The organism is Curtobacterium sp. RIT-PI-V (assembly GCF_025642935.1).
In the GTDB taxonomy this organism is placed as follows: domain Bacteria; phylum Actinomycetota; class Actinomycetes; order Actinomycetales; family Microbacteriaceae; genus Curtobacterium.
In genome coordinates this window covers 75957-98804 of sequence record NZ_JANZKM010000001.1, presented here as the reverse complement: position 1 = coordinate 98804, position 22848 = coordinate 75957, and the positions used below count along the sequence as shown (strand labels likewise).

Annotated in this window: 21 protein-coding genes; 9 read left to right on the top strand and 12 right to left on the bottom strand. The window is 71.5% G+C overall.

Translation table 11 applies throughout. From position 1 onward, the window contains the following. Positions 1 to 4 precede the first annotated feature (4 nt). On the bottom strand, positions 5 to 1540 hold the full coding sequence (locus tag OGL88_RS00475) for a PucR family transcriptional regulator (RefSeq protein WP_263054935.1): 1536 nt from the start codon (positions 1538 to 1540) through the stop codon (positions 5 to 7). Between the two features lie 92 nt (positions 1541 to 1632). Here OGL88_RS00475 and gabT point away from each other — a divergent pair, with 92 nt between their 5' ends. The 4 genes from gabT to OGL88_RS00455 are packed head-to-tail and all read left to right on the top strand — an operon-like array spanning position 1633 to position 6115. Continuing rightward, positions 1633 to 2994 (top strand): 4-aminobutyrate--2-oxoglutarate transaminase, encoded by a 1362-nt coding sequence (gabT, locus tag OGL88_RS00470; RefSeq protein WP_263054934.1) that lies wholly within the window; start codon positions 1633 to 1635, stop codon positions 2992 to 2994. Further along, positions 2991 to 4532 carry an NAD-dependent succinate-semialdehyde dehydrogenase gene (locus OGL88_RS00465; RefSeq protein ID WP_263054933.1) on the top strand — a complete coding sequence of 514 codons (1542 nt, stop codon included), beginning with the start codon at positions 2991 to 2993 and terminating at the stop codon, positions 4530 to 4532. Before gabT ends, OGL88_RS00465 begins: the two co-directional genes overlap by 4 nt. Beyond that, complete coding sequence (locus OGL88_RS00460) at positions 4529 to 5917, top strand: flavin monoamine oxidase family protein (RefSeq protein WP_263054932.1); 1389 nt, start codon at positions 4529 to 4531, stop codon at positions 5915 to 5917. Before OGL88_RS00465 ends, OGL88_RS00460 begins: the two co-directional genes overlap by 4 nt. A gap of 36 nt (positions 5918 to 5953) precedes the next feature. Next, positions 5954 to 6115, top strand: coding sequence for a hypothetical protein (locus OGL88_RS00455; protein ID WP_166673220.1), 162 nt, complete (start codon positions 5954 to 5956; stop codon positions 6113 to 6115). An 84-nt stretch (positions 6116 to 6199) separates the two neighbouring features. Here OGL88_RS00455 and OGL88_RS00450 read toward each other — a convergent pair whose 3' ends face one another. From OGL88_RS00450 to OGL88_RS00435, 4 genes are all read right to left on the bottom strand, one after another. Then, positions 6200 to 7558, bottom strand: coding sequence for an NAD-dependent succinate-semialdehyde dehydrogenase (locus OGL88_RS00450; protein ID WP_263054931.1), 1359 nt, complete (start codon positions 7556 to 7558; stop codon positions 6200 to 6202). Between the two features lie 19 nt (positions 7559 to 7577). After that, on the bottom strand, positions 7578 to 8999 hold the full coding sequence (locus tag OGL88_RS00445) for an APC family permease (RefSeq protein ID WP_263054930.1): 1422 nt from the start codon (positions 8997 to 8999) through the stop codon (positions 7578 to 7580). Between the two features lie 160 nt (positions 9000 to 9159). Beyond that, positions 9160 to 10245 carry an agmatine deiminase family protein gene (locus OGL88_RS00440; RefSeq protein ID WP_263054929.1) on the bottom strand — a complete coding sequence of 362 codons (1086 nt, stop codon included), beginning with the start codon at positions 10243 to 10245 and terminating at the stop codon, positions 9160 to 9162. Beyond that, on the bottom strand, positions 10242 to 11312 hold the full coding sequence (locus OGL88_RS00435; protein ID WP_263054928.1) for a nitrilase-related carbon-nitrogen hydrolase: 1071 nt from the start codon (positions 11310 to 11312) through the stop codon (positions 10242 to 10244). The genes OGL88_RS00440 and OGL88_RS00435 overlap by 4 nt, the downstream gene beginning before the upstream one ends. Before the next feature lie 60 nt (positions 11313 to 11372). Between OGL88_RS00435 and OGL88_RS00430 the strand changes: the two genes are divergently transcribed. After that, positions 11373 to 11813: a VOC family protein gene (locus OGL88_RS00430; RefSeq protein WP_214546051.1), complete on the top strand. Its 441-nt coding sequence runs from the start codon at positions 11373 to 11375 to the stop codon at positions 11811 to 11813. Between the two features lie 105 nt (positions 11814 to 11918). Next, on the top strand, positions 11919 to 12737 hold the full coding sequence (locus OGL88_RS00425; RefSeq protein ID WP_263054927.1) for an SDR family oxidoreductase: 819 nt from the start codon (positions 11919 to 11921) through the stop codon (positions 12735 to 12737). Positions 12738 to 12748: 11 nt separating this feature from the next. On the opposite strand, the gene OGL88_RS00420 is transcribed toward OGL88_RS00425, so the two are convergent. Next, complete coding sequence (locus OGL88_RS00420; protein ID WP_263054926.1) at positions 12749 to 13591, bottom strand: helix-turn-helix transcriptional regulator; 843 nt, start codon at positions 13589 to 13591, stop codon at positions 12749 to 12751. Between the two features lie 128 nt (positions 13592 to 13719). Between OGL88_RS00420 and OGL88_RS00415 the strand changes: the two genes are divergently transcribed. Then, positions 13720 to 14652, top strand: a complete 933-nt coding sequence (locus OGL88_RS00415; protein ID WP_263054925.1) for an SDR family oxidoreductase — start codon at positions 13720 to 13722, stop codon at positions 14650 to 14652. Here the strand turns inward: OGL88_RS00415 and OGL88_RS00410 are convergent. Continuing rightward, positions 14645 to 15298 (bottom strand): DUF1345 domain-containing protein, encoded by a 654-nt coding sequence (locus tag OGL88_RS00410; RefSeq protein WP_263054924.1) that lies wholly within the window; start codon positions 15296 to 15298, stop codon positions 14645 to 14647. The two genes, OGL88_RS00415 and OGL88_RS00410, sit on opposite strands and share 8 nt — an antisense overlap. 493 nt (positions 15299 to 15791) lie before the next feature. Continuing rightward, on the bottom strand, positions 15792 to 16103 hold the full coding sequence (locus tag OGL88_RS00405; protein ID WP_263089312.1) for a hypothetical protein: 312 nt from the start codon (positions 16101 to 16103) through the stop codon (positions 15792 to 15794). A gap of 55 nt (positions 16104 to 16158) precedes the next feature. On the opposite strand from OGL88_RS00405, the gene OGL88_RS00400 reads away from it, so the two are divergent. After that, positions 16159 to 16611 carry a hypothetical protein gene (locus OGL88_RS00400; RefSeq protein WP_263054923.1) on the top strand — a complete coding sequence of 151 codons (453 nt, stop codon included), beginning with the start codon at positions 16159 to 16161 and terminating at the stop codon, positions 16609 to 16611. Between the two features lie 5 nt (positions 16612 to 16616). Here OGL88_RS00400 and OGL88_RS00395 read toward each other — a convergent pair whose 3' ends face one another. The 4 genes from OGL88_RS00395 to OGL88_RS00380 all read right to left on the bottom strand — a co-directional run bounded on the left by OGL88_RS00395 (position 16617) and on the right by OGL88_RS00380 (position 21254). Further along, positions 16617 to 17954: a flavin monoamine oxidase family protein gene (locus OGL88_RS00395; protein ID WP_263054922.1), complete on the bottom strand. Its 1338-nt coding sequence runs from the start codon at positions 17952 to 17954 to the stop codon at positions 16617 to 16619. Beyond that, entirely contained in the window at positions 17954 to 19318 is a 1365-nt protein-coding gene (locus OGL88_RS00390) for an NAD(P)/FAD-dependent oxidoreductase (protein WP_263054921.1), read from the bottom strand. Before OGL88_RS00390 ends, OGL88_RS00395 begins: the two co-directional genes overlap by 1 nt. A 2-nt stretch (positions 19319 to 19320) precedes the next feature. Further along, complete coding sequence (locus OGL88_RS00385) at positions 19321 to 20652, bottom strand: aspartate aminotransferase family protein (protein WP_240347678.1); 1332 nt, start codon at positions 20650 to 20652, stop codon at positions 19321 to 19323. A 119-nt stretch (positions 20653 to 20771) separates the two neighbouring features. Continuing rightward, on the bottom strand, positions 20772 to 21254 hold the full coding sequence (locus OGL88_RS00380) for an Lrp/AsnC family transcriptional regulator (RefSeq protein ID WP_035809531.1): 483 nt from the start codon (positions 21252 to 21254) through the stop codon (positions 20772 to 20774). A 133-nt stretch (positions 21255 to 21387) separates the two neighbouring features. On the opposite strand from OGL88_RS00380, the gene OGL88_RS00375 reads away from it, so the two are divergent. Next, on the top strand, positions 21388 to 22842 hold the full coding sequence (locus OGL88_RS00375; protein WP_263054919.1) for a gamma-aminobutyraldehyde dehydrogenase: 1455 nt from the start codon (positions 21388 to 21390) through the stop codon (positions 22840 to 22842). Positions 22843 to 22848: the final 6 nt, after the last annotated feature.

The following is a 22848-nucleotide window of genomic DNA, read 5'->3' as shown; positions in this document are numbered from 1 at the left end:
CGCGTCACGCGCCCTCGACGACGAAGGCCGCCCACAGGTCGGCACGGGTCGCGAAGACGGCGAGGTCGCGGTCGAGGAGCCGGCCGGCGTGCTCGACCCGGGAGCGTGCGGTGTGACGGTGGATGCCGAGCACCTGGGCGGCGCGGTCGTACTCGCAGTTCTGCTCGAGCCAGGCGCGGACGGTGCGGGTGAGCTCGGTGCCCGCCGACCGGTCGTGTTCGAGCAGGGGAGCGAGGAACGCGCGGGCGACGGCTCCGGCGTCGACGTCCACGTGGGCCAGGTGTGCGAGGACGCCTTCGCGGGCGAGGTCGCCGAACTCGGTGGTGCCCGGTCGCCCTTCCCGCCGACGGTCGAGGGCCTGCACGGCCTCGGTGCGGGCACGGCCGAACGACCGGTACGCGGCACCGTCCGACAGGCCGGCCCGCAGGTCGAAGCGTCCGACCAGTTCCTCGACGATCGCGGTGTCGTCGGCGCTCACGCACAGGAAGAGGGCGTCGTCGACGGCGAAGAAGAGCTGTCCGGGCCGGTCCTGCACCCACAGTTCGAGCAGGTCGACGACGGTGTCGACGTCGTGGTCGTCGACCTCGAGGGCCGCGATCCGGACGGGTTCGGCGGGCAGGGGCCCCCACACCTCGCGCGACGTCGACTGGACCACCTCCGGATCGCCGACCGAGAGCATGGTGAGCAGGCCGGTGCGCAGGAGCCCGCGCGCTCTGGCCAGCTCACGGTTCTGCTGCAACGCGAGTCCGGCGAGGGCGATGACGGACGTCACCACCTCGCGGCCGGCGCGGTCGAGCGCACCGCCGTTCGCGATCGCGAGCACACCGCTCAGGTGGCCCCCGCTGCCGAGGGTCTGCAGGGTGAACCCGGTGTGGTGCTCGGTGGTCACCGGCAGGCTCGCCCGCTGTCCGGCCCGCAGCAGGCGCAGCGCCTCGGTCCGGAGCAGCTCGAGGTCCTGGGCGGGCACGCCGTCCGTCGGGTGCCCGCGGTCCAGCCGCCCGGACACGTCGAAGAGCCCGACCCAGCCGTCGAGCTGCCCGGAGAGCTCCGCGATCGTGGCCCCGAGCCCGTCCGGGCGCATCGCCGCGAGCGAGATCGCCCGCTGTGCGGCGAGGGCCCAGGCGTTCCGGGCGTTCGCGTCGCGGGCGACCGCTTCGGCGTTCGCCTGCGCGACCGCGATGAACGAGGTCTCGTAGGGCACCTCGAACAAGGGGAGTCCGTACTGCTCGCAGGCGGCGACGAGGGCGTCCGGGGTGCCGGCGCGGACGACCTCCGTGCCGAACCCGAGTGCGACGACGCCCCGCTCGACGAGTCGGCGGACGTAGGGGCCGGCGACGTCCTCCGGGACCTCGGCCTCGGCACCGAACTGCGTGCCCGTCGTCAGCAGTCCCTGCCCGTCGGCCAGGAACGGCGTCGGGTCCTCGAGGTCGGAGCTGTGCAGCCACGACAGCGGGGCGTCGAGGGCGCCCGTGTCCGCGCCGGTCAGTGGGCGGAGGCGGAGGTCGGCACGGTGCAACAGGGAACGCAGCGTCGCGGGCATGCGAGCACCTTATCCACCGGGGCGATCGGACCGGGCCTCGATGTACACGGTGGACAGCCGCCGTGGTCGCCGCAGGCTCCTACCATCGCCGCATGTCCTCCACCGCAGCACCCTCGATCAGTGCGCCCACCGGCGGCCCCTCGCTGCCCCAGGAACGACGGCTCGTCACGGCCGTCCCCGGCCCGCGATCACGCGAGCTCATGGCGCGGAAGGCCGGAGCCGTCGCGGCCGGGGTCGGGGTCGCCGTGCCGATCGCCGTCGTCGCGGCCGGTGGCGGGGTCGTCGTGGACGCGGACGACAACTCGTTCGTCGACCTGGGGTCCGGGATCGCCGTGACCAGCGTCGGCAACGCGCACCCCGCCGTCGTCGCCGCGGTCACCGAGCAGGTCGCTGCCTTCACCCACACGTGCTTCACGATCGCCGCCTACGACGGGTACGTCGCGGTCGCCGAGGCGCTCAACCGGCTGACCCCCGGTGACCACGACAAGCGCACGGCACTGTTCAACTCCGGCGCAGAAGCCGTCGAGAACGCGGTGAAGATCGCGCGCAAGCACACCGGTCGGCAGGCCGTCGTGGTGTTCGACCACGCGTACCACGGCCGGACGAACCTCACGATGGCGCTCACCGCGAAGAACCAGCCGTACAAGGACGGCTTCGGCCCGTTCGCCCCCGAGGTCTACCGGGTGCCGATGTCCTACCCGTTCCACGACGGACTCTCCGGACCCGAGGCGGCGAAGCGCGCGATCAGCCAGATCGAGAAGCAGGTCGGCGCGGCGAACACCGCGGCGCTGCTCATCGAGCCGATCCAGGGGGAGGGCGGTTTCGTCGTGCCAGCGCCCGGGTTCCTCGCCGCGCTGTCCGAGTGGACCACGGCGAACGGCGTCGTGCTCATCGCCGACGAGGTCCAGACCGGCTTCGCGCGCACCGGGTCGATGTTCGCGAGCGAGCACGAGGGGATCGTGCCGGACGTCGTCACGACCGCGAAGGGCATGGCCGGCGGTCTGCCCCTCTCCGCCGTGACCGGTCGCGCCGAGATCATGGACTCCGCACACGTCGGCGGGCTCGGCGGCACCTACGGCGGCAACCCGATCGCCTGCGCCGCCGCCCTCGCCGCGATCGACGCGTTCGAGCACGACGGGCTGATCGACCGAGCCCGCGAGCTCGGGGACGTGCTGCTCGGACGACTCCGTGCCGCGCAGACGACCGACCCGCGGATCGGCGACGTCCGCGGACGCGGCGCGATGGTCGCGATGGAACTCGTGGACCCCGCGACCGGCGAACCGGACGCAGCACTGACCGGGAAGGTGGTGCGGTCCGCGTTCGAGCACGGCGTCATCGCGCTGACCGCCGGCACGTACGGCAACGTCGTCCGGTTCCTGCCCCCACTGTCGATCGACGACGCCCTGCTCCACGAGGGACTCGACGTCGTCCTGGAAGGACTCGCAACAGCATGACCACCGAGACCAACGCCACCACCACCGCCCCTGCGGCCGACCGCACCGACGCCGAACGCGAGCTGCTCGCCCGCGTCCCCACGGGCCTCCTGGTCGACGGTGCCTGGCAGCCGTCGGCCGACGGCCGTACCTTCGCCGTCGTCGACCCCGCCACCGGCGAGACGCTGCTCGACATCGCCGACGCAACCGCCGAGGACGGTGTCCGAGCCCTCGACGCCGCCGAAGCAGCGAAGACGGGCTGGGCGACCACGCCGCCGCGGCACCGCGCCGAGCTGCTCCGCCGCGCGTTCGACCTGCTGCAGGAACGACGCGAGGACTTCGCGCTGCTCATGACGCTCGAGATGGGCAAGCCGCTCGCCGAGGCCCGCGGCGAGGTCGCGTACGGCGGGGAGTTCCTGCGCTGGTTCTCGGAGGAAGCGGTCCGGATCGGCGGCTCGTACGGCACCAACCCGGAGGGCACCGGCCGTGCCACCGTCTCGCACAAGCCCGTCGGTCCCGCGTTCCTCATCACGCCGTGGAACTTCCCGCTGGCGATGGCGACCCGGAAGATCGCACCGGCGCTCGCCGCCGGGTGCACGGTCGTCGTGAAGCCGGCCGAACTGACGCCGCTCACGACCCTGCTGTTCGTCGACCTGCTGCGCGAGGTCGGACTGCCCGCCGGCGTGGTCAACGTGGTCCCGACCACGCGGGCCGCCGACGTCTCCGCGCCCGTGATCGCCGACCCCCGGCTCCGGAAGCTGTCCTTCACGGGCTCGACGCCGGTCGGACGCACGCTGCTCGCCCAGGCGGCGCAGAACGTGCTCCGGACGAGCATGGAGCTCGGCGGCAACGCCCCGTTCCTGGTGTTCGCCGACGCCGACCTCGACCTGGCCGTGGAGGGTGCGCTCGCCGCCAAGTTCCGCAACACCGGGCAGGCCTGCACCGCCGCGAACCGGTTCCTGGTGCACGAGGACATCGTCGACGAGTTCACGCGCCGGGTCACCGCACGCGTCGAGGCCATGCGGGTCGGACGCGGCACGGAGGACGACGTCGCCATCGGACCGCTCATCGACGACCGCGCCGTCGACAAGGCGCACCGCCTGGTCACCGACGCGCTCGACCGCGGGGCGACGCTCCGCACCGGCGGACACCCGGTCGACGGCCCCGGCACCTTCTACGCACCCACGGTCCTGACCGACGTGCAGCCCGGCAGCGACCTGCTCCGCGACGAGATCTTCGGACCCGTCCTGGCGATCCGGACGTTCCGGACCGAGGACGAGGCCGTGGCCGCCGCCAACGACACCGAGTACGGTCTGGTCGGCTACGCGTTCACCGAGGACCCGGCCCGCGGGCAGCGCCTGATGGAGCGGCTCGAGACCGGCATGCTCGGACTCAACACCGGGGTCGTCTCGAACGCGTCGGCCCCGTTCGGCGGGGTGAAGCAGTCCGGCCTCGGCCGCGAGGGCGGCGGCGAGGGCATCGCCGAGTACCTCGAGACCATGTACACGCTGACCCCGGACCCGTTCCGGAGCACCACCACCGAAGGAGCAGCACGATGATCGAGAGCGACGTCGTCGTCATCGGAGCCGGTGTCACCGGCCTGACCGCCGCGAACCGCCTGCGCGCCGCGGGACTGACCGTCACGGTGCTCGAGGCGCGCGATCGCGTGGGCGGCCGCACCTGGACGAACGACATCGACGGGGTCACCCTCGAGATCGGTGGCCAGTGGGTCTCGCCCGACCAGACCGCACTGCTCGAGACCCTCGACGAACTCGGACTCGACACGTACGACCGGTACCGCGAGGGCTCGAGCGTCTACGTCGACGCCGAGGGCACCCGCACCGAGTACACCGGCGACATCTTCCCGCTGCCCGAGGCGACGGCGAACGAGATCGAGCGACTCGTGTCGGTCGTCGACGAGTACGTCGCGGCGGTCGATCCCGCCCGCCCCTGGGAGTCCCCGCACGCGGCGGCACTCGACGAGGTCACCTTCCGCGCCTGGCTCCACACGCTGAGCGACGACCGCGTCGCCACCGACAACGTCGAACTGTTCATCGCCGGCGCCATGCTCACGAAGCCGGCACACGCGTTCTCCGCCCTGCAGGCCCTGCTGATGGCCGCCTCGGCGGGGAGCTTCACGAACCTGGTCGACGCCGACTTCATCCTGGACAAGCGCGTCGTCGGCGGGATGCAGCAGGTGTCGGAGCGGCTCGCCGAGCGCCTCGGTGACGCCGTGCACCTGAACGCGCCGGTGCGCACCCTGCGCTGGACCGACGACGGGGTCGTCGCGCTCGCCGACGGCGGCCTCGAGGTCTACGCCCGGCAGGCGCTCGTCGCCGTGCCGCCGCCCCTGTACTCGCGGATCTCGTACGAACCCCCGCTGCCCCGTCGCCAGCACCAGCTGCACCAGCACCTGTCGATGGGCTTCGTCATCAAGGTGCACGCCGTCTACGACCGGCCGTTCTGGCGCGGTGCCGGGCTCTCCGGCACGGCGTTCAGCCCGTACGAGGTCGTGCACGAGGCGTACGACAACACCGAGCACGGATCGGAACAGGGCACGTTGGTCGGGTTCGTCTCCGACCAGCACGCCGACGACCTGTTCGCGCTGTCGGCCGAGGAACGGAAGGCCCGCGTGCTCGCTTCGCTCGCCCACTACTACGGCGACGAGGCCCTGCGCCCGGTCGTGTACTACGAGAGCGACTGGGGCACCGAGGAGTGGACCCGCGGCGCCTACGCGGCGAGCTTCGACCTGGGCGGGCTCGTCCGGTACGGCGCCGACCAGCGTGCAGCCGTCGGTCCGATCCGGTTCGCGTCGAGCGACCTGGCCGGGCAGGGGTACCAGCACGTCGACGGTGCGGTGCGGATCGGGCGCGAGGTCGCCGACGAGATCCTGGCCGTGACCCCGGTCGCCGCCGGCTCCGGCGCTGCCGCCTCGTCCGTCTGAGCGAGCGCAGCGCCGTCCGCGCGTAGCATCCGGGCCATGAGCGACACGACGGCGAACGGATCCAGCGACCCCAGCGAGGCGGAAGCGCAGTACACCGAGGACCTGCCGGACGGGTCGCCCACGGGCGACGCGACGAAGGACCCCGCGCAGGACAGCGACACCGACTCCGGCGGCGAGCCCGCCGAGCCGCAGCAGTAGCGGCGACCGACGAGCAGACGGGAGGCGCGGTGCCAGCTTGCACCGCGCCTCCCGTCCGTCGTGGGGCCGGGTCCAGAGCGTCCGTCAGCCGATGCGGATCAGCTTCTCGTTGACGAACTCGTCGGCCCCCAGGGGGCCGAGCTCACGGCCGAAGCCGCTCGCCTTGACGCCACCGAACGGCAGTTCGGGGCTGTCCGCGCCGACGATGTTGACGTAGACCATGCCGGCCTCGAGCCGGTCCGCGACGCGGAGTGCCTGGTCGGCGTCGGTCGTGAACAGGTACGAGCCGAGGCCGTACGGGGTGTCGTTGGCGAGTGCGACGGCGGCGTCCTCGTCGGCGACCCGGTACACGGCGGCGACGGGGCCGAAGAACTCCTCGCGGTACGCGTCGTTGTCCGGCGTGACGTCGGTCAGGATCGTCGGCACGAAGGCGTTGCCCTGGCGGTCGCCGCCCGTGACGACGGTCGCACCCTGCGCGACGGCGGACGCGAGCTGCTCCTGCAGGCGGTCCGCGGCGGCCGGCGACGACAACGGGCCGAGCTCGGTGCCGGGCACGGACGGGTCGGTCGGCGACACCGCCGACATGGCCGTCGTGAACTTCGCCAGGAAGTCGTCGTACAGGTCGTCCACCACCAGGAAGCGCTTCGGGGCGTTGCATACCTGCCCGTTCCCCTCGAGGCGAGTGGTGACGGCTGACTCGACGACGGAGTCGAGGTCGTCGGTGGACAGCACGATGAAGGGGTCCGAACCACCGAGCTCGAGCACGACCTTCGTGAGGTTCCGGCCCGCGATCTCGGCGACCGCGGCACCGGCGCGGGCCGACCCGGTCAGCGAGACGCCCTGCACGCGCGGGTCGGCGATGACGTCGGCGGCCTGGTCGTTCGTCGCGAAGACGTTCGTGTACGCGCCCTCGGGGAACCCGGCGTCGTGGAAGATCCGCTCGATCGCCAGGGCCGACTCGGGGCACTGCGGTGCGTGCTTGAGCAGGACCGTGTTGCCGATGAGCAGGTTCGGACCGGCGAACCGGGCGATCTGGTAGGCGGGGAAGTTCCACGGCATGATGCCGAGCAGCACGCCGATCGACGACTTCCGGATGAAGGCGCTGCCCTCGGAGCCGTCGGCCAGGGTGATCGGCTGGTCGGCGAGGAACTCCTCGGCGTGATCCGCGTAGTAGTCGTAGATGTCGGCGCAGAAGTCCACCTCGCCCTCGGCCTGGTCGATCGGCTTCGCCATCTCGCGCACGATCGTGGCGGCGAGGTCGGCGTGACGCTCCCGGTACAGGTCCGCGACGCGGTGGAGCAGGGCCGCGCGGTCGGCGACGGAGCTGGTGCGCTCGCGGTGGGCGCGGTCCGCGGCAGCGATCGTCGCCCGGAGCTCGTCGTCGGTGATGGTCGGGAACGTCTCGAGGGTCGTGCCCGTGGTGGGGTCGGTGACGGCGTACATGGCGTCCTCTCTCGGTGGGTCAGGCCTGGTCGGTCAGCTGCTTGTTCACGCCGGTGACCGGCTGGTTCTCGTCGAAGCTCTTCGGCAGCACCCGGAAGCCCTTCGTGATGACGAGCAGGTAGGCGAAGCCGATCGCAGCCCACACTCCTCCTGCGATCAGTGCGTCGGCGTGGAGCTGCGACCAGAGCACCCCTGTCAGGACCATCGCGAGGCCGGGCAGGACGATGTACCTCCACCGGTCAGCCGCGGTGTGGCGGCGGCCCTGCCGGACGGCGAAGTGCACGATGACGCTCGCGTTGACGAAGGTGAAGGCGACGAGGGCGCCGAAGTTGATGTACGACGAGATGGTGTCGAGCGAGAAGCTCATCGCGAGCAGCGTGACCGCGCCGACGAACACGACGTTGAAGACCGGGGTGTGCGTGCGCGGGTTGACGTACCCGAACACCCGCTTCGGTAGGACGTTGTTCCGGCCCATCACCATGAGCATGCGGGCGACGCTCGCGTGCGATGCGAGCCCCGACGCCAGCGCGGCGACGAACCCGGCCGACACCAGGACCGCCTGGAACACCGGGCCACCGACGAGCAGGCCGATCTGGGGCAGCGGGTCGTCGGTGAACTCGCCGAACGGGGTGTTCGTCGGGAACCGCAGCTGCGCGAAGTAGGCGGACACCAGGAAGATCGCGCCGCCGAGCAGCACCGTCAGCATGATCGCCTTCGGCATGATCCGGATCGACTTCGCCTCTTCGGTGTACATCGTCACGGCGTCGAAGCCGATGAACGAGAAGCAGACCACCGTCGCGCCGGTGAGCAGGGCGGACATCGTCACACCGTCGTGCACGAACGGCTCGGTGCTCGCGATCGTGCCGGCTCCGGCACCGTGGACGAGTTCGATGACGGTGAAGACCACGAACGCGATCATCGCCAGGATCGCGCCGATGAGCAGCACCATGTTGAGGTTCGACGTGCCGCGCATCGACAGGCAGATCACCGTCGTCACGAACACCGTGTAGACGACGACCGTCACCCACGACGGCAGCGCCGGGAACACCTGCTCCAGGTAGAGCCGGATGATCAGGGCGTTCACCATCGGCAGGAGCAGGTAGTCGAGCAGGGACGCCCAGCCGACCATGAACCCGAGGTTCGGGTGCATCGACTCCCGCACGTACGTGTACGCGGAGCCGGCCGCCGGGTAGACCCGGACCATCTTCCCGTAGCTGATCGCCGTCAGGGCCATGATGACCAGCGCGATCAGGTACGCGCTCGGCACGGCGCCGTCGGTCTGCCCGGAGACGATGCCGAAGGTGTCGAACACCACCGTCGGGGTCATGTAGCCGAGGCCCAGGCCGACGATCGCCCAGAGTCCGAGGCTCCGCTTCAGGGAACCGCCGCGCGCAGGTGCTGCTGAGGCTGTCGGTGCGGGGACCGCGGTCGGTGATGCCATGTGCGTTGACTTCCCTGCTGGGTCGGGGGCGGGCAGCGCCGGAGCTCGGCTGGGCAGCGTCGCCCGGGCTGGTTCGGAGCACCATACCGACGCTCTGGCGCCGTGCGGACCGGCCGCGGTGTACAGGCGTCGGGCAGCCGCTGTACACCGCGGCGATGGCTCAGACCGCTGGCTGTTGCTGCGTGATGCAGTGCAGCCCGCCGCCGCGCGCGAAGACCTGACGAGCGTCGATCGAGCGCACCTGACGACCCGGGTACACGTCGGCGAGGATGCCGCGGGCGCGATCGTCGGCAACGGCGTCACCGAACGCGCAAGCGATCACAGCGTCGTTCACCACCACGTGGTTGACGTAGTTCCAGTCGACCGGGCCGTCGTCGTCGGTCAGGGTCGACGGGGCCGGCAGTTCGACGATGGTGGCGTCAGTGGCCTGCTCGAGCGCCCGACGGATCTGCGGCATCACCAGGTGGTCCGGGTGGCCGGCGTCGGGCTGCGCGTGCAGCAGGATCGTGCGGGACGTCGTGGTGGCGCTGGTGGCGCTGGTGTCGCTGGTGTCGCTGGTGGCGCTGATGTCGCTGGTGTCACTCGACGCGCCCGCGAACGTCGCGACCATGTCGACGTGGCCCCGGGTGCCGAACCCGTCGTAGTCACGGGTCAGGCCGCGGGGCAGCCAGACCACGTCCGTCGCGCCGATCGTCCGGGCCAGCTCGAGTTCGACGCGCTCGCGGTCGGCGTACGGGTTCCGTCGCGGATCGAGCTGCACGGTCTCCGTCACCAGGACCGTGCCCGTGCCGTCGACGTGGATCGCTCCGCCCTCGTTCACGAGCAGCGAGGGGATCCGATGCGCACCGGCGGCGGCCGCGACCATGGTGGCGACCTCGCCGTCGCGGGTCCACGTCGACCAGGAGTTCGCGCCCCAGCCGTTGAAGACCCAGTCCACGGCGCCGAGCTCACCGGTCACGTCGTCGACGACGAACGTCGGCCCGATGTCGCGCATCCAGAAGTCGTCGAGGGGCGCTTCGAGCACCTGGACCGCGGTCGACAGCAGGCGACGCGCGTCGGCTCGCGCGACCGGGTCCACGACGATCGTGACGGGCTGGTGCTCGCTGATCGTGTTGGCCGTGGCCGCCCACGTCCGTCGCGCCGCCTCGGCGCTCGCCGCGTCGTCGCCGAGCGTCAGGCCGGGGCGTGGGAACGCCATCCAGGTGCGTTCCTGCGGAGCCGTCTCGGGAGGCATCACCCACGTCATGCGCGCGCCTCCGGTCCGGCGTCGGTCGCCGCCACGGCCTCGGCCGCGTCGATCTCGTCGGTCGCCGCCACCCCGATGGCCGCGTCGATCGCGTCTCGTGCGCCGAACGCGTGGCGGTCCTCGTCCACCGGGTCGACGAGCCCCGCGTAGAGGTCCGGTCGTCGGGTCACGTAGAAGGGGAACAGTCGGAGCCACTCCGTCCGGGCGTCGAGGTCGAGGTCCGCCACGAGCACGGCGTCGGCGTCACGCGGCGCCTCGGCGAGCACGCGGCCGAACGGGTCCGAGATGAACGACGACCCGTAGAAGGTGATGTCGCCCTCGTCACCCCACCGGTTCGGCACGACCATGAACTGGCCGGCGGTGATGCCGTTCGCGACGATGACCTGCCGCCAGATCGGCGCGGTGTCGAAGTCCGGGAACGTCGGCTCGGAGCCGATCGCCGTCGGGTACACCAGGACCTCGGACCCGGCGAGGCCGTAGGACCGGGCGACCTCGGGGAACCACTCGTCCCAGCAGGTCGGCAGCCCGAGGCGCGCGCCGAGTCCCGCCGGCTCGTACACCGGGAAGGCGTCGTCGTCCGTTCCCGGGCGGAAGTACGTGTCCTCGTAGTAGCCGGCGCTGATCGGGATGTGGGTCTTGCGGGTCCGGCCGACCAGGGTGCCGTCGGGGGCGACGAGGACAGCGGTGTTGTAGCCGCGGGGGTCGTCGGGCTGGTCGTCGTCGGCAGGCCGCTCGTACAGCGATGCGTGCACGAAGACCCCGTGCTCGATCGCCTGTGCCCGGGCGAGGGCCACCGTCGGGCCGCCCTCGAGCGACTCGGCGAGGTCCTTCGGGACACCACTGGCAGGGGTGTCGCCGGGGTAGCGGCGCAGGGTGAGCTCGGGGAGGAACACGGCCGTGGCGCCGTTGGCCGCGGCGGTGGCGATGCCGTCGGCGAGCTGTGCGCGGTGGGCAGCGGGGTCCTCGAGCCAACGCATCTGCACGAGGGCGACGCGGGTCGTGCGGCGGGGGGTGCCGGTGTCCTGGTGGAGCGGAGACGGGTGCGGGGGAGCGATGACGACGTCCATCCCGCCATTGTTGATCGTGTGGTCAACGAGCGCAAGGCCCAGGGGGAGTTGGGTGGGGTGATGAGCGAACCCATCGTCACGCCGCTCGGCTTCTCGCACGTGCGCCTCACGGTCACCGACATCCGCCGCAGCAAGGCCTTCTACGAGCAGCTGTTCGGCATGCCGCCCGGCAGCGACTTCAGCGACCAGATCGACGACCCGACGATCCACGACGACCCGTGGCGGACCTACGGCGGCTGTTCGTTCACGTTCGGCGGGCAGACGCTCGGCCTGCGACCGGTCGCCCCCGCCGAGGACCGGTTCGATCCCGACCGAGTCGGCCTCGACCACGTGTCGTTCCGCGTCGGGTCCGTCGACGACCTGCACGCCGCCGTCGAGCGACTGGACGCCGCCGGCATCGAACACGGCGACGTCACCGACCTGCCGCCGTTCGGCCTGGTGATCCTGTCCGTGCAGGACCCCGACGACGTCAACCTGGAGTTCGCGGCACCGCGGCCCTGAGCACGGTGCGCCGGTGTCCGCTTGCCGCGTCCGTCACCCGGACCTCCAGGTGCCACGGAAGCGGGGAGCGTTGCCTGATCGCGTCAGATCTCAGGAGGAGACAGCATGAGCAAGACCTGGTTCATCACCGGAGCGTCGAAGGGCTTCGGCCGCGAGTGGGCGGAAGCCGCCCTCGAACGTGGAGACTCCGTCGCCGGTACGGCCCGCAACACCGACGACGTGCAGGCACTCGTCGACCAGTACCCGGACACGTTCCTCGGACTGCAGCTCGACGTGACCGACCGTGCCGCGGACTTCGCGGCCGTGCAGCGTGCGGCGGAGCACTTCGGCTCGCTCGACGTCGTCGTGAACAACGCCGGCTACGGCCACTTCGGCATGGTCGAGGAACTCACCGAGGACGAGGTCCGCGCCCAGCTCGAGACGAACCTGTTCGGGGCGCTCTGGGTGACCCAGGCCGCGCTGCCGATCATGCGCGAGCAGGGTTCCGGGCACGTCATCCAGGTGTCGAGCATCGGCGGGATCAGCGCGTTCCCGACGGTCGGCGCCTACCACGCGTCCAAGTGGGCGCTCGAGGGGCTGTCGCAGTCCCTGTCGCAGGAGGTCGCAGGCTTCGGCATCCACGTGACGCTCATCGAGCCGGGCGGCTTCTCGACCGACTGGTCCGGGCCGTCGTCGAAGAAGAGCGCCCAGATCGCCGCGTACGCCGACGTCCGCGAAGCCGCGTCGAAGCGCCCGTCGGCCGCCGACCCCGGCAAGCCCGAGGCGACCCGCTCGGCGATCCTGAAGGTCGTCGACGCCGAGCAGCCGCCCCTGCGGGTCTTCTTCGGCAAGGCGCCGCTCGGCATCGCGGAGCAGGACTACGAGTCCCGCCTGGCGACCTGGCGCGAGTGGCAGCCGGTGTCGGAGGAGGCACACGGCTCCTGACGGCCCGGCGGTCAGCGTCGCGTGCTCGTCGCGCCGATCACGGACAGCAGCCGGAGCCGCTCCGCGCTCTCGCTGCCGGGCTCCGCGGTGTGGACCAGCAGCGTCTGGGAACTCTCGGGGTCGTTCAGCACCTGACACTGCAGCGTGAGCAGGCCGACCTCCGGGTGGCGGTACCGCTTCACGTCACGGGGTCGCACGCCGACCTCGTGACGTGCCCAGACGTCGCGGAACTCCGCACTCGTCCCGAGCAGGTGGTCGGCCAGGCGCGCTGCTCGGGAACCGGGGCCTCGGCGTGCGAGGACGCCCCGGAGCCCCGAGGCGTACATCCGCGACAGGAACGCATGGTCCTCGACCGGGTGCACGTCGCGGGACCCCGGGTCGGCGAACCATCGGTGGCCGATGCTCCGGTCGTCGCCTCGTCGGCCGCGGGCGTCACCGGTCAGCTCGACGGCGAGCGGCGTCTGTTGCAGTGTCTCGCCCAGCTCGGTGACGATCTCGGCAGGGCTGTCGGCCAGCCGGTCGAAGATGCGCATCATCCCCGGGCTGACGTGGTCCCCGCCGGAGGCGGCCGCCGGTGGCTCGTGTCCGGCGAGGCGGAAGAGGTGGTCGCGCTCGGCGATCGTGAGCCGCAGTCCCTGCGCGATGGACGCGAGCATCTGGTCGGACGGCTGCGGGCCGCGCTCCCGCTCCAACCGCGCGTAGTAGTCGACGGACATGTTGCTCAGCAGCGCCGCCTCCTCGCGCCGCAGCCCGCTCGTGCGACGGCGCTGGCCCCGGGGCAGCCCGACGTCCTCCGGCTGCAGGGCCGTCCGACGGCTGCGGAGGAAGTCCGCCAGGGACGCTCGGTCGATCATGCGCCCCATCCTCTCCCGGGGCGTCGACCGCAGCCACGGATCGTCAGGCCGTGGTTCCGTGTGCACGGCACCGCAACGATCGTCTCGGGTGCCGGATCGGGTGCTCACCACGACGGAAGAGGCCGACCATGGCACGGAACGAACCACTCACCCTCCCGGACCTCAGCGGACGCCGGGTCCTGGTGACCGGGGCGAGCGACGGCATCGGACTGGAGATCGCCGCGCGCTTCGCCGGCGCCGGGGCCGAGGTGGTCGTACCGGTGCGCAACCGCGACAAGGGAGCGGCGGCCGTCGCCCGGATCACCGCGCAGCACCCGGATGCCTCCGTGCTGCTCGAGGACCTGGACCTCTCCTCGTTGGAGTCCGTGTCGACGCTCGGGGAGCGGTTGCGGTCCGGGGGCACGCCGATCGACGTCTTCGTGGGGAACGCCGGCGTGATGAACCCGCCGGAGCGGCAGACGACCCAGGACGGCTTCGAGCTGCAGTTCGGCACGAACCACCTCGGGCACGTCGCACTCGTCGGCGCCCTGCTCCCCCTGCTCCGTGCCGCCGACGGTCGGGTCGTGATGCAGTCGAGCGTGGCGGCGCAGCGGGCCTCGATCCGGTGGGACGACCTGCAGTCCGAGCGGGACTACGACGTCGCGCGGGCGTACGGGCAGTCGAAGCTCGCGTGCGCGCTCTTCGCCCTCGAGCTCGGTCGGAGGAGCCGGGCCGGTGGGTGGGGGATCACGAGTGCGGTCAGCCACCCGGGTGTCGCTCCGACGAGCCTGCTCGCCGCACGCCCGGAGATCGGACGCTCGGGCGACACCGTGGCCGTCCGGCTGATCCGCTGGCTGTCGGCGCGCCGGCTCCTCGTCGGGACGCCCGCCTCGGCGGCGGAGCCGGCCCTGCTCGCGGCGACCGACACGGACCTCGACGGGTGCTTCGTCGGTCCGACCGGACCCGGTCAGCTCGGCGGACCGGCCGGCCGTCGGAAGCCGTGGGCGCCGTTGCTCCGCGGTGACGACGCCGCTCGCCTCTGGGACGTGTCGGAATCACTCGTCGGGAGTGCGGTCAGCTGATGATGTTCACCGCGCGAGAGATCACGAGCGCCAGCAGGATGAACCCGCCGAGTGCCTGGTAGGCCATGATCATCTTCGCGCGCACGGTCATCGGCATCGTGTCCGTCGGGCTGAACGCGACCATGTTCGTCATCGCGACGTAGAGGTAGTCGAGGTAGACCGGTCGCCACGCAGCGGTCTTCGGGTCCGTCTCCTGCGGGAACTGGAAGTCGGCCTCGTCGCTCGTCCACAGCTCCGGCCGGCGACGAGCCACCGGCCCGCCCCGGTCGAGCTCCCAGTACACGAGCCCGAACGCGATGATCGTGCTCACCCACACCTGCAGGGCGGTGAGCAGGACGGCACCGCCGTCGGCGTGGCCACCGAGGAGCACCTCGATCGTCCGGACCACGGTCAGCTGGTTCGCGACGGTGATCAGGATCGCCAACGAGAAGGACACCCACCGCGACCAGGTCGTCTCGCGGGTCAGGCGTCGCGGGTTGAAGACGACGAGCGGGATCAGCAGCAGGACGCCGAGCACCGGGACCACCCACGACGGGAAGAACAGCACCTCGCTCGGCAGGAACAGGCTGAGCCCGAGGTTCACCAGGACGGCGATCGCCACCGGCGCGCGGTGCTCGTGCCGGGGTGCGGTCCGCGTCGTCGTCACGGCTCCGAGTGTGGCACTCGAACGTCGTTCCGGGCCCGTACGATCCGTGAGTGTCCGGTCAGTAGGACACCCGTGACGCTCTCACCGGCACCTGGAACATCAGTAGGCTGGTGGTGGGCCGCGTCACCGCCGGAGCGTGGCCCGAGTAAGGATGAAGCCCACCGCTGGGACAACAGCGATGGGCTTCGATTTGCTCTCCGAGTGGAGAACGAGGGACAGAACGCGTCCCGAGCTTGAACTCGGAACCAGTGTAACTCGATCACCGTCGGGTCGCACGTCCCTCGGCCCCTGCTCTTCGTGTCCGCCGGCGCTGACACGGAAGGTGGTTCGGATGTCCTCCGACGACGAACCGCGTCGACGCCGTCAGGTGCCGTGGTTGGGGATCGCGACGTTGCTCGTGACCCTGGCCCGGTTCCTGCACGACGTGTGGCGCAAGGGTTGAGCTCAGGGTGTCCCGCGCTCTTGCCGGCGCGGGGCACCCGTCGGGAGCCGCTCAGTCGACGCGCGCCGGCACCCGGTCGTCCTCGACGTCCGCCCGGATCACCGCGAGCGCGAACCCGCGCCGGCCGCGGGTCGCCCACACCGCGGTGACCGGGCGCGGGGCGTCCGCGTCGGTGGCCCGCCCGACCCGGCGAGCAGTCCCACGAGCGGAGCGAGGCGCGCGCCGGGCGAGAGCACCGAGGGGCACGAAGAGCAGCACGTTGAACAGGACCTGCGCGGACGCCGGGTCGACGGTACTGACCGCCAGGGCGGACGGAGCCGATGTCAACCGCTCGGAGGACCCGGGATCGATCCGTCGTCGCACGGGGACGCGTCGCCCGGGGGACGATCCGCGGGCGCTCGGTGCGCAGGCTGATGGCATGTCCGAACGCAACCGTCCCACCGTCCGTCTCCTCGCCGCCGTTGTGGTCGCCAGCTCCGTCGCGGTGCTCGCGACCGGGTGCAGCTTCGTCCAGCAGCAGACGGGCGATGCCTGGTCCGTGACCTACGAGGTCAGCGTCGACCAGCCGAGCGGGGCCGCGCTCACCGACGTGCGCGTCGAGGGCGCCGAGAAGCGAGGAGACGCCCCGGAGGTGCACCGACTCGGGACGCAGGAGACGGGCACCCAGAAGACGGGCACGCAGAGGACGGGCACCTGGGAGCACGAGTCGATCGTCCTCGCCGAGCAACGCGCCTCGGTCCGGGCGACCCCGGCGCGGGGTGCGACGGCGACCTGCCGGATCCTGCTCGACGGCAAGCGCGAGATCGCCACGGAGACCGCGGCCGCGGGGCAACCCGTGACGTGCTCGGTCGACACCCCGGCGTTCGACTGAGCGGATCAGCCGCCGACGGGCGTCGCGAGCACGAGCGGGTCGACCTCGGAGCCGAGCAACCGCCCGGCCGCCCGCAGTCCGGACAGCAGGGCGCCGTGCACGGTCGCCGGGTCGTCGCCCCACGTGGCTTCGCCGGCGAGCTGCACCCGGCCGGACACCGTGCCGAGCAGGTCGTGGTCGTCCGGTGACGCCCCGACGTGCAGGTACGAGTAGGAGCCGCGTGCGAACGGGTCGTCGGCCCACCGGGTGATCCGGAACGCCTCGGGTTCGGGGACCGAGGGGCCGAACATCCGCCGCAGGCCGCCGATGCCCTCTTCCACGATCATGGCGTCCGGCAGGGTCTCGATTCGTCGGGCCCCGGTCCCACCGACCAGTGCGGCCAGTACGGGCGCTCCGGTCACGCGGGACATGTCGTACCAGGAGTGCCAGTCGACACCGGCCGACCCCTGCTGGCGGACCACCCACGACTCGCCCCAGAACCGCTCCGGGAACCGCAGGAACACCTTGTCGTAGACGCCCATCCCGAGCCGGCGCATCGCACCGGTGACCGTCTCGGCGAGCGGTGGGTCGAACGTCACGTCACCGGCCTGCAGCACCCCGAGTGGGACGGTCACGACGACGTCGTCCGCCGTGACCGACGAACCGTCCGCGAGTCCGACCACGACACCCGTCGCGGACTGCGTCACCGACCGCACGACCGCGGACAGTCGGACGTCCAGCCCCTCGGCCAGGGCGGCGGCGTACTGGGCGTAGCCGCCGGGGAACACCACCTCGTCGCCGGGGACGTGTTCCTCTTCGAGGCCGCGGGCGTCGAGGACGGTCACGGGTGCGCCGCAGAGGTCCTCGGAGCGGTGCGCCGTGTACTCGCGGACCCGCGCGGCCCGGTCGCCCTGCCACTGCAGGGACCGCAGCACGGTGTCGACGGCGGCCGCGTACGTCGAGGGCGGTGGAGCGTGTGCGACGACGGTGTCCAGGGCGACGTCGACGGTGTGCAGGTCCGCGACGAACGCCGAGGCCGACGCCTCGGACAGCGGCGCGCCGGAGGGCCCGTGCCACGCGATCGGCCGGCCGTCGAACTGGAAGCTCCCGACGGTGAACTCGACGGTCTCGATGCCGAACCGGGGAGCCAGGGCCCAGAGCGGGTTGCCGTCGACGCCGTGGATCCACGAGGCGCCGAGGTCCACGGGCACGCCGAGCTCGGTGTCGGTCCAGGTGCGGCCGCCGATCCGGTCGCGGGCCTCGAGCACGACCACCCGCTGGCCGTCGAGTGCGAGCGCCCGGGCAGCGGCGAGCCCGGCGACCCCGGCCCCGACGACGACGACGTCGGCATCGAGCGCAGCCATCAGTGGCCTCCGGTCAGGGGTGCCATCAGCCTCGCCGCCAGGCTCGGCCGTCCGGTCAGGGCTTCTTCGCGGTCGGCCAGGTCGGTCGCCACGAGCCCGGCGTTCGCCCCGAGGAACCGGAGCGGCTCGGGCTCCCAGTCGGGCGATCGGTGGTTCACCCACGGCAGCGCGGTGAGCGGCGACGCGACTCCGCGCACGAGGTCGGCGAGCGTCCGCCCGGCGAGGTTCGTCGTGGAGAGTCCGTCGCCGACGTAGCCGCCGGCGGTGCCGACGTGCCCGTCCCAGGTGACCGACGCGCACCAGTCGCGCGGCACCCCGAGCGGGCCGCCCCACGTGTGGGTGACCGGGGCGTCGGCGACGGCGGGGAACAACTCCACCAGCGACCGCCGCAGGTGCTCGAACACACGTGGGACCCGGTCGTAGCCGGGGGTGATCGCGGACCCCCAGTGGTAGCGGGCTCCGCGTCCGCCGAACGCCAGTCGGTCGTCCGCCGTGCGCTGGCCGTACACGAGCAGGTGCCGGTAGTCGGAGAACGTCTGCCCGTGCTCCAGGCCGATGCGGTCCCACACCGCCGCGGGCAGCGGAGCCGTGGCGATCATGAGCGAGTAGAGCGGCAGGATCCGCCGCTTCGTCTGTTCGAGCTGTGCGCCGTACCCCTCGACCGCGATGACGACCGCGCCGGTCGTGACGGTCCCACGCGACGTGACCACACGCCCGTGGTCCCACGACGAGGCGGGCGTGTGCTCCGCGATCCGGACGCCCCGGGCCTCCAGGGCGGCCGCCAGGCCACGCACCAGCGCGGCGGGCTGCACCCGCGCGCAGTCCGGGGTCCACGCGACCCCCGCGGATCCGGCGGCGTCGCCGGGCCGGGCCGCGCGCCAGGTCATGGCGTCGCCCCACTCGGCCGACGAGGCGACCTCGTCGTGGGCCGCGCGTTCCTGCACGGCCGAGCGCGCGTAGAGGACGGTGCCGCCCTTCACGTAGTCGCAGTCGACCCCGGCTTCGGCCGCTGCGCGGCCGACCTCGTCGACGGTGTCGCGCATCGCTCGGCGCAGCGCGAGTGCGGCGTCGCGGCCGTGCTCCCGCGCGACGGACTCGGCGGATCGCGGGAACAGCGCCGAGCACCAGCCCCCGTTGCGACCGGAGGCACCGAACCCGGCGATCTCGCGTTCCAGGACGACGATCTGGAGGCCCGGGTCGGCCTGGTGCAGGTACCAAGCGGTCCAGAGACCCGTCAGTCCACCGCCGACGATCGCGACGTCCGCGGTCGTGTCGCCGTCGAGCGGCGGTCGGGGCGCCAGGTCGTCGCGTCCGGTGGACGCGAGCTGGTCGAGCCAGAACGAGACGCCCCGGTAGCCGCTCACGATCAGATCTTCGACGAGGCCTCGGACAGGACGCTCCGCAGGATCGAGGTGATCTCGCGGAACTCCGGCTGCCCGATGGTCAGCGGCGGAGCGAGCTGCACGACCGGGTCGCCACGGTCGTCGGCCCGGCAGTACAGCCCGGCGTCGAACAGTGCCTTCGACAGGAACCCGCGCAGCAGCCGCTCGGACTCGTCGTCGTCGAAGGTCGTCTTGGTGGCCTTGTCCTTGACGAGCTCGATGCCGTAGAAGTAGCCGTCACCGCGGACGTCACCGACGATCGGCAGGTCCTTCAGGGTGTCGAGCTCGGCCTTGAACAGCGGCGCGTTCTGTCGCACGTTCGCGAGCAGGCCCTCTTCCTCGAAGATGTCGAGGTTCTCCATCGCGACGGCGGCCGACACCGGGTGCCCGCCGAACGTGTACCCGTGGTAGAAGGTCGTGTCGCCCTTGGCGAACGGCTCGAAGAGCTTGTCGCTGATGATGGTCGCGCCGATGGGGGAGTAGCCCGAGGTCATCGCCTTCGCGCACGTGATCATGTCCGGCACGAAGTCGTAGGTGTCGCAGGCGAACATGGTGCCGATCCGTCCGAAGGCGCAGATCACCTCGTCCGAGACGAGCAGGACGTCGTACTCGTCACAGATCTCGCGCACCCGCTGGAAGTACCCGGGCGGCGGGGTGAAGCAGCCGCCGGAGTTCTGCACCGGCTCGAGGAACACCGCCGCGACGGTGTCAGGGCCCTCGAACTCGATCATCTCGCGGATGCGCTCGGCCGCCCAGAAGCCGAACTGCTCTTCGGTACCGCCAGGGAAGCCCATCTCCTCGGCGCGGTAGTAGTTCGTGTTCGGCACCCGGAAGCCGCCGGGCGTCAGGGGCTCGAACATCTGCTTCATCGCCGGGATGCCGGTGATCGCCAGGGCACCCTGCGGAGTGCCGTGGTAGGCGACCGCGCGCGAGATGACCTTGTGCTTCATGGGCTTGCCCTGGAGCTTCCAGTAGTACTTCGCGAGCTTGAAGGCGGTCTCCACCGCTTCGCCGCCGCCCGTCGAGTAGAAGACCTTGTTGAGGTCGCCGGGGGCGTGCTCGGCCAGACGGTCGGCGAGCTCGATGGCCGCCGGGTGCGCGTAGGACCAGATCGGGAAGAAGCTCAGCGTCTCCGCCTGCTTCGCCGCCATCTCGGCCAGGCGCTTCCGACCGTGGCCGGCGGCGACGACGAACAGGCCGGACAGCCCGTCGATGTAGCCCTTGCCGTGGCTGTCGTAGACGTGGTGGCCCTCGCCGCGCACCATGATCGGCACGTCGGCACCGGCCTGGTTCGCACCGTGTCGGGCGAAGTGCATCCACAGGTGGTCCCGGGACTTCCGCTGCAGGTCGGCGTCGTCGACCGGGGCGAACGGGTCGTAGGACCCGAGGCGGGTGGACTGGCCGGTGGCCTGGCCGCTGGTCGTTTCGGAGATGGTCATCGCGTTCCCCAGTCGTAGAGCTGTTTGCGGAGTTGCAGGTAGACGAAGGTCTCGGTGCCGGCGACGCCCGGGATGGCCCGGATCGTGCCGTTGAGCAGTTCGATCAGGTCGTCGTCGTCCTCGCAGACGACCTCGACCATCAGGTCGAAGCTGCCGGCGGTCATGACGAGGTAGTCGACCGCCGGCAGCTGTTCGAGGGCATCGGCGACTGTTCGGGTGTCGCCGCTGACCCGGATGCCGATCATCGCCTGCCGGTGGAAGCCGAGCTGCATCGGGTCGGTGACCGCGACGATCTGCATGACGCCGGTCTCGGTGAGCTTCTGGACGCGCTGCCGGACCGCCGCCTCGCTGAGACCGACGGCCTTGCCGATCTCGCCGTACGGACGGCGGCCGTCCGCCTGGAGTTGTTCGATGATCCGCTTCGAGGTGTCGTCGATCGGTCCCGGACGTCGTGGTGCTGCCGCCATGCCGGACAGCATGGCAGCGAGGTCCGGACCGCGCAAGGGATTCCGTTGTGAACACCGTGTTTCGCGACGATTTCCGTTGTTACGGTTCTCCACAACCTCCGGATCCTTCTTCCGAACCGCCGGAATCCGTGTCAGGATCACCGCCATGCTGGACACGACGGAAACGGTGACCACGACGCACGAGGTGCGCAACTTCGTCGGTGGGTCCTTCGTCGAGTCGGGCGCGGACACCCGGTTCGACCTGGTCGACCCCACCACCGAGCAGGTCTACGGCACGTCCCCCGTGTCCACGGCTGCCGACGTCGACGCCGCGTTCACGAGCGCGAGCACCGCCTTCGCGACCTGGCGCCGCACGACCCCCGGCGAACGACAGCTCGCGCTGTACCGGATCGCGGACGCCATGGAAGAGCGGGCATCGGAGTTCGCCGACCTCGAGTCCCTCGACACCGGCAAGCCCCGAGCCACCCTGGTCGAGGACGAGATCCTGCTGTCCGTCGACCAGATCCGCTTCTTCGCCGGCGCCGCCCGCAACCTCGAGGGCCGCAGCGCCGGCGAGTACATGGCCGACCACACCTCGTTCGTCCGGCGCGAGCCCATCGGCGTCGTCGCCCAGGTCACCCCGTGGAACTACCCGCTCAACATGGCGGTGTGGAAGTTCGCCCCGGCGCTCGCCGCGGGGAACACCACCGTGCTCAAACCGAGCGACACCACCCCGCTCTCCACCCTGCTGCTCGCCGAGGTCGCCGCCGAGTTCCTGCCGCCCGGCGTGCTCAACGTCGTGGTCGGGGACCGCACCACCGGCGCCGCGATGATCGACCACCCGACCCCGCAGCTCGTGTCCATCACCGGGTCCGTCCGCGCCGGCACGGAGGTCGCCCGCGCCGCCGCCGGCGACCTGAAGCGCACCCACCTCGAGCTCGGCGGCAAGGCCCCGGTGATCGTGTTCGACGACGCCGACATCCCGTCCGCCGTCGCCGGCATCGTCGCCGCGGGGTTCTTCAACGCCGGGCAGGACTGCACCGCCGCCACCCGGGTGCTCGTGCAGGACGGCATCCACGACGAGTTCGTGGCGGCGCTCGCCGCCTCAGCACGTGCGACCGCGACCACCGGCGCCGACACGGCCACCCCGTACTTCGGCCCGGTGAACAACGCGAACCAGCTCGCCCAGGTCCGGTCCTTCGTCGACACCCTGCCCGACCACGCCACGATCGAGCTCGGCGGCGGGCGGCAGGGCGACGTCGGCTACTTCCACCAGGCCACGATCGTGTCCGGCCTGCGCCAGGACGACCGCATCGTGCAGCAGGAGGTGTTCGGCCCGGTGCAGACCGTGCAGCGCTTCACGACCGAGGACGAAGCGCTGCGCGCCGCGAACGACGTCGAGTACGGGCTCGCGAGCTCGGTGTGGACGACCGACCACTCGCGGGCGATGCGCTTCGCCCGCGACCTGGACTTCGGGTGCGTGTGGATCAACACCCACATCCCGATCGTCGCCGAGATGCCGCACGGCGGCTTCAAGCACTCCGGCTACGGCAAGGACCTGTCCCAGTACGGGTTCGACGACTACACCCGCATCAAGCACGTCATGTCCTACATCGGCTGACCCCGA

Excerpts from the sequence above, each read along its gene's own strand:
- OGL88_RS00415 (WP_263054925.1), top strand. The coding sequence starts at position 13,720 with ATGGCACGGAACGAACCACTCACCCTCCCGGACCTCAGCGGACGCCGG.
- OGL88_RS00430 (WP_214546051.1), top strand. The coding sequence starts at position 11,373 with ATGAGCGAACCCATCGTCACGCCGCTCGGCTTCTCGCACGTGCGCCTC.
- OGL88_RS00385 (WP_240347678.1), bottom strand. The coding sequence starts at position 20,652 with ATGCACTTCGCCCGACACGGTGCGAACCAGGCCGGTGCCGACGTGCCG.
- OGL88_RS00460 (WP_263054932.1), top strand. The coding sequence starts at position 4,529 with ATGATCGAGAGCGACGTCGTCGTCATCGGAGCCGGTGTCACCGGCCTG.
- OGL88_RS00445 (WP_263054930.1), bottom strand. The coding sequence starts at position 8,999 with ATGGCATCACCGACCGCGGTCCCCGCACCGACAGCCTCAGCAGCACCT.
- OGL88_RS00455 (WP_166673220.1), top strand. The coding sequence starts at position 5,954 with ATGAGCGACACGACGGCGAACGGATCCAGCGACCCCAGCGAGGCGGAA.
- OGL88_RS00435 (WP_263054928.1), bottom strand. The coding sequence starts at position 11,312 with ATGGACGTCGTCATCGCTCCCCCGCACCCGTCTCCGCTCCACCAGGAC.
- OGL88_RS00400 (WP_263054923.1), top strand. The coding sequence starts at position 16,159 with ATGTCCGAACGCAACCGTCCCACCGTCCGTCTCCTCGCCGCCGTTGTG.
- OGL88_RS00450 (WP_263054931.1), bottom strand. The coding sequence starts at position 7,558 with ATGTACGCCGTCACCGACCCCACCACGGGCACGACCCTCGAGACGTTC.
- OGL88_RS00440 (WP_263054929.1), bottom strand. The coding sequence starts at position 10,245 with ATGACGTGGGTGATGCCTCCCGAGACGGCTCCGCAGGAACGCACCTGG.
- OGL88_RS00465 (WP_263054933.1), top strand. The coding sequence starts at position 2,991 with ATGACCACCGAGACCAACGCCACCACCACCGCCCCTGCGGCCGACCGC.
- OGL88_RS00380 (WP_035809531.1), bottom strand. The coding sequence starts at position 21,254 with ATGCTGTCCGGCATGGCGGCAGCACCACGACGTCCGGGACCGATCGAC.
- OGL88_RS00475 (WP_263054935.1), bottom strand. The coding sequence starts at position 1,540 with ATGCCCGCGACGCTGCGTTCCCTGTTGCACCGTGCCGACCTCCGCCTC.
- OGL88_RS00375 (WP_263054919.1), top strand. The coding sequence starts at position 21,388 with ATGCTGGACACGACGGAAACGGTGACCACGACGCACGAGGTGCGCAAC.
- OGL88_RS00395 (WP_263054922.1), bottom strand. The coding sequence starts at position 17,954 with ATGGCTGCGCTCGATGCCGACGTCGTCGTCGTCGGGGCCGGGGTCGCC.
- OGL88_RS00425 (WP_263054927.1), top strand. The coding sequence starts at position 11,919 with ATGAGCAAGACCTGGTTCATCACCGGAGCGTCGAAGGGCTTCGGCCGC.
- OGL88_RS00420 (WP_263054926.1), bottom strand. The coding sequence starts at position 13,591 with ATGATCGACCGAGCGTCCCTGGCGGACTTCCTCCGCAGCCGTCGGACG.
- gabT (WP_263054934.1), top strand. The coding sequence starts at position 1,633 with ATGTCCTCCACCGCAGCACCCTCGATCAGTGCGCCCACCGGCGGCCCC.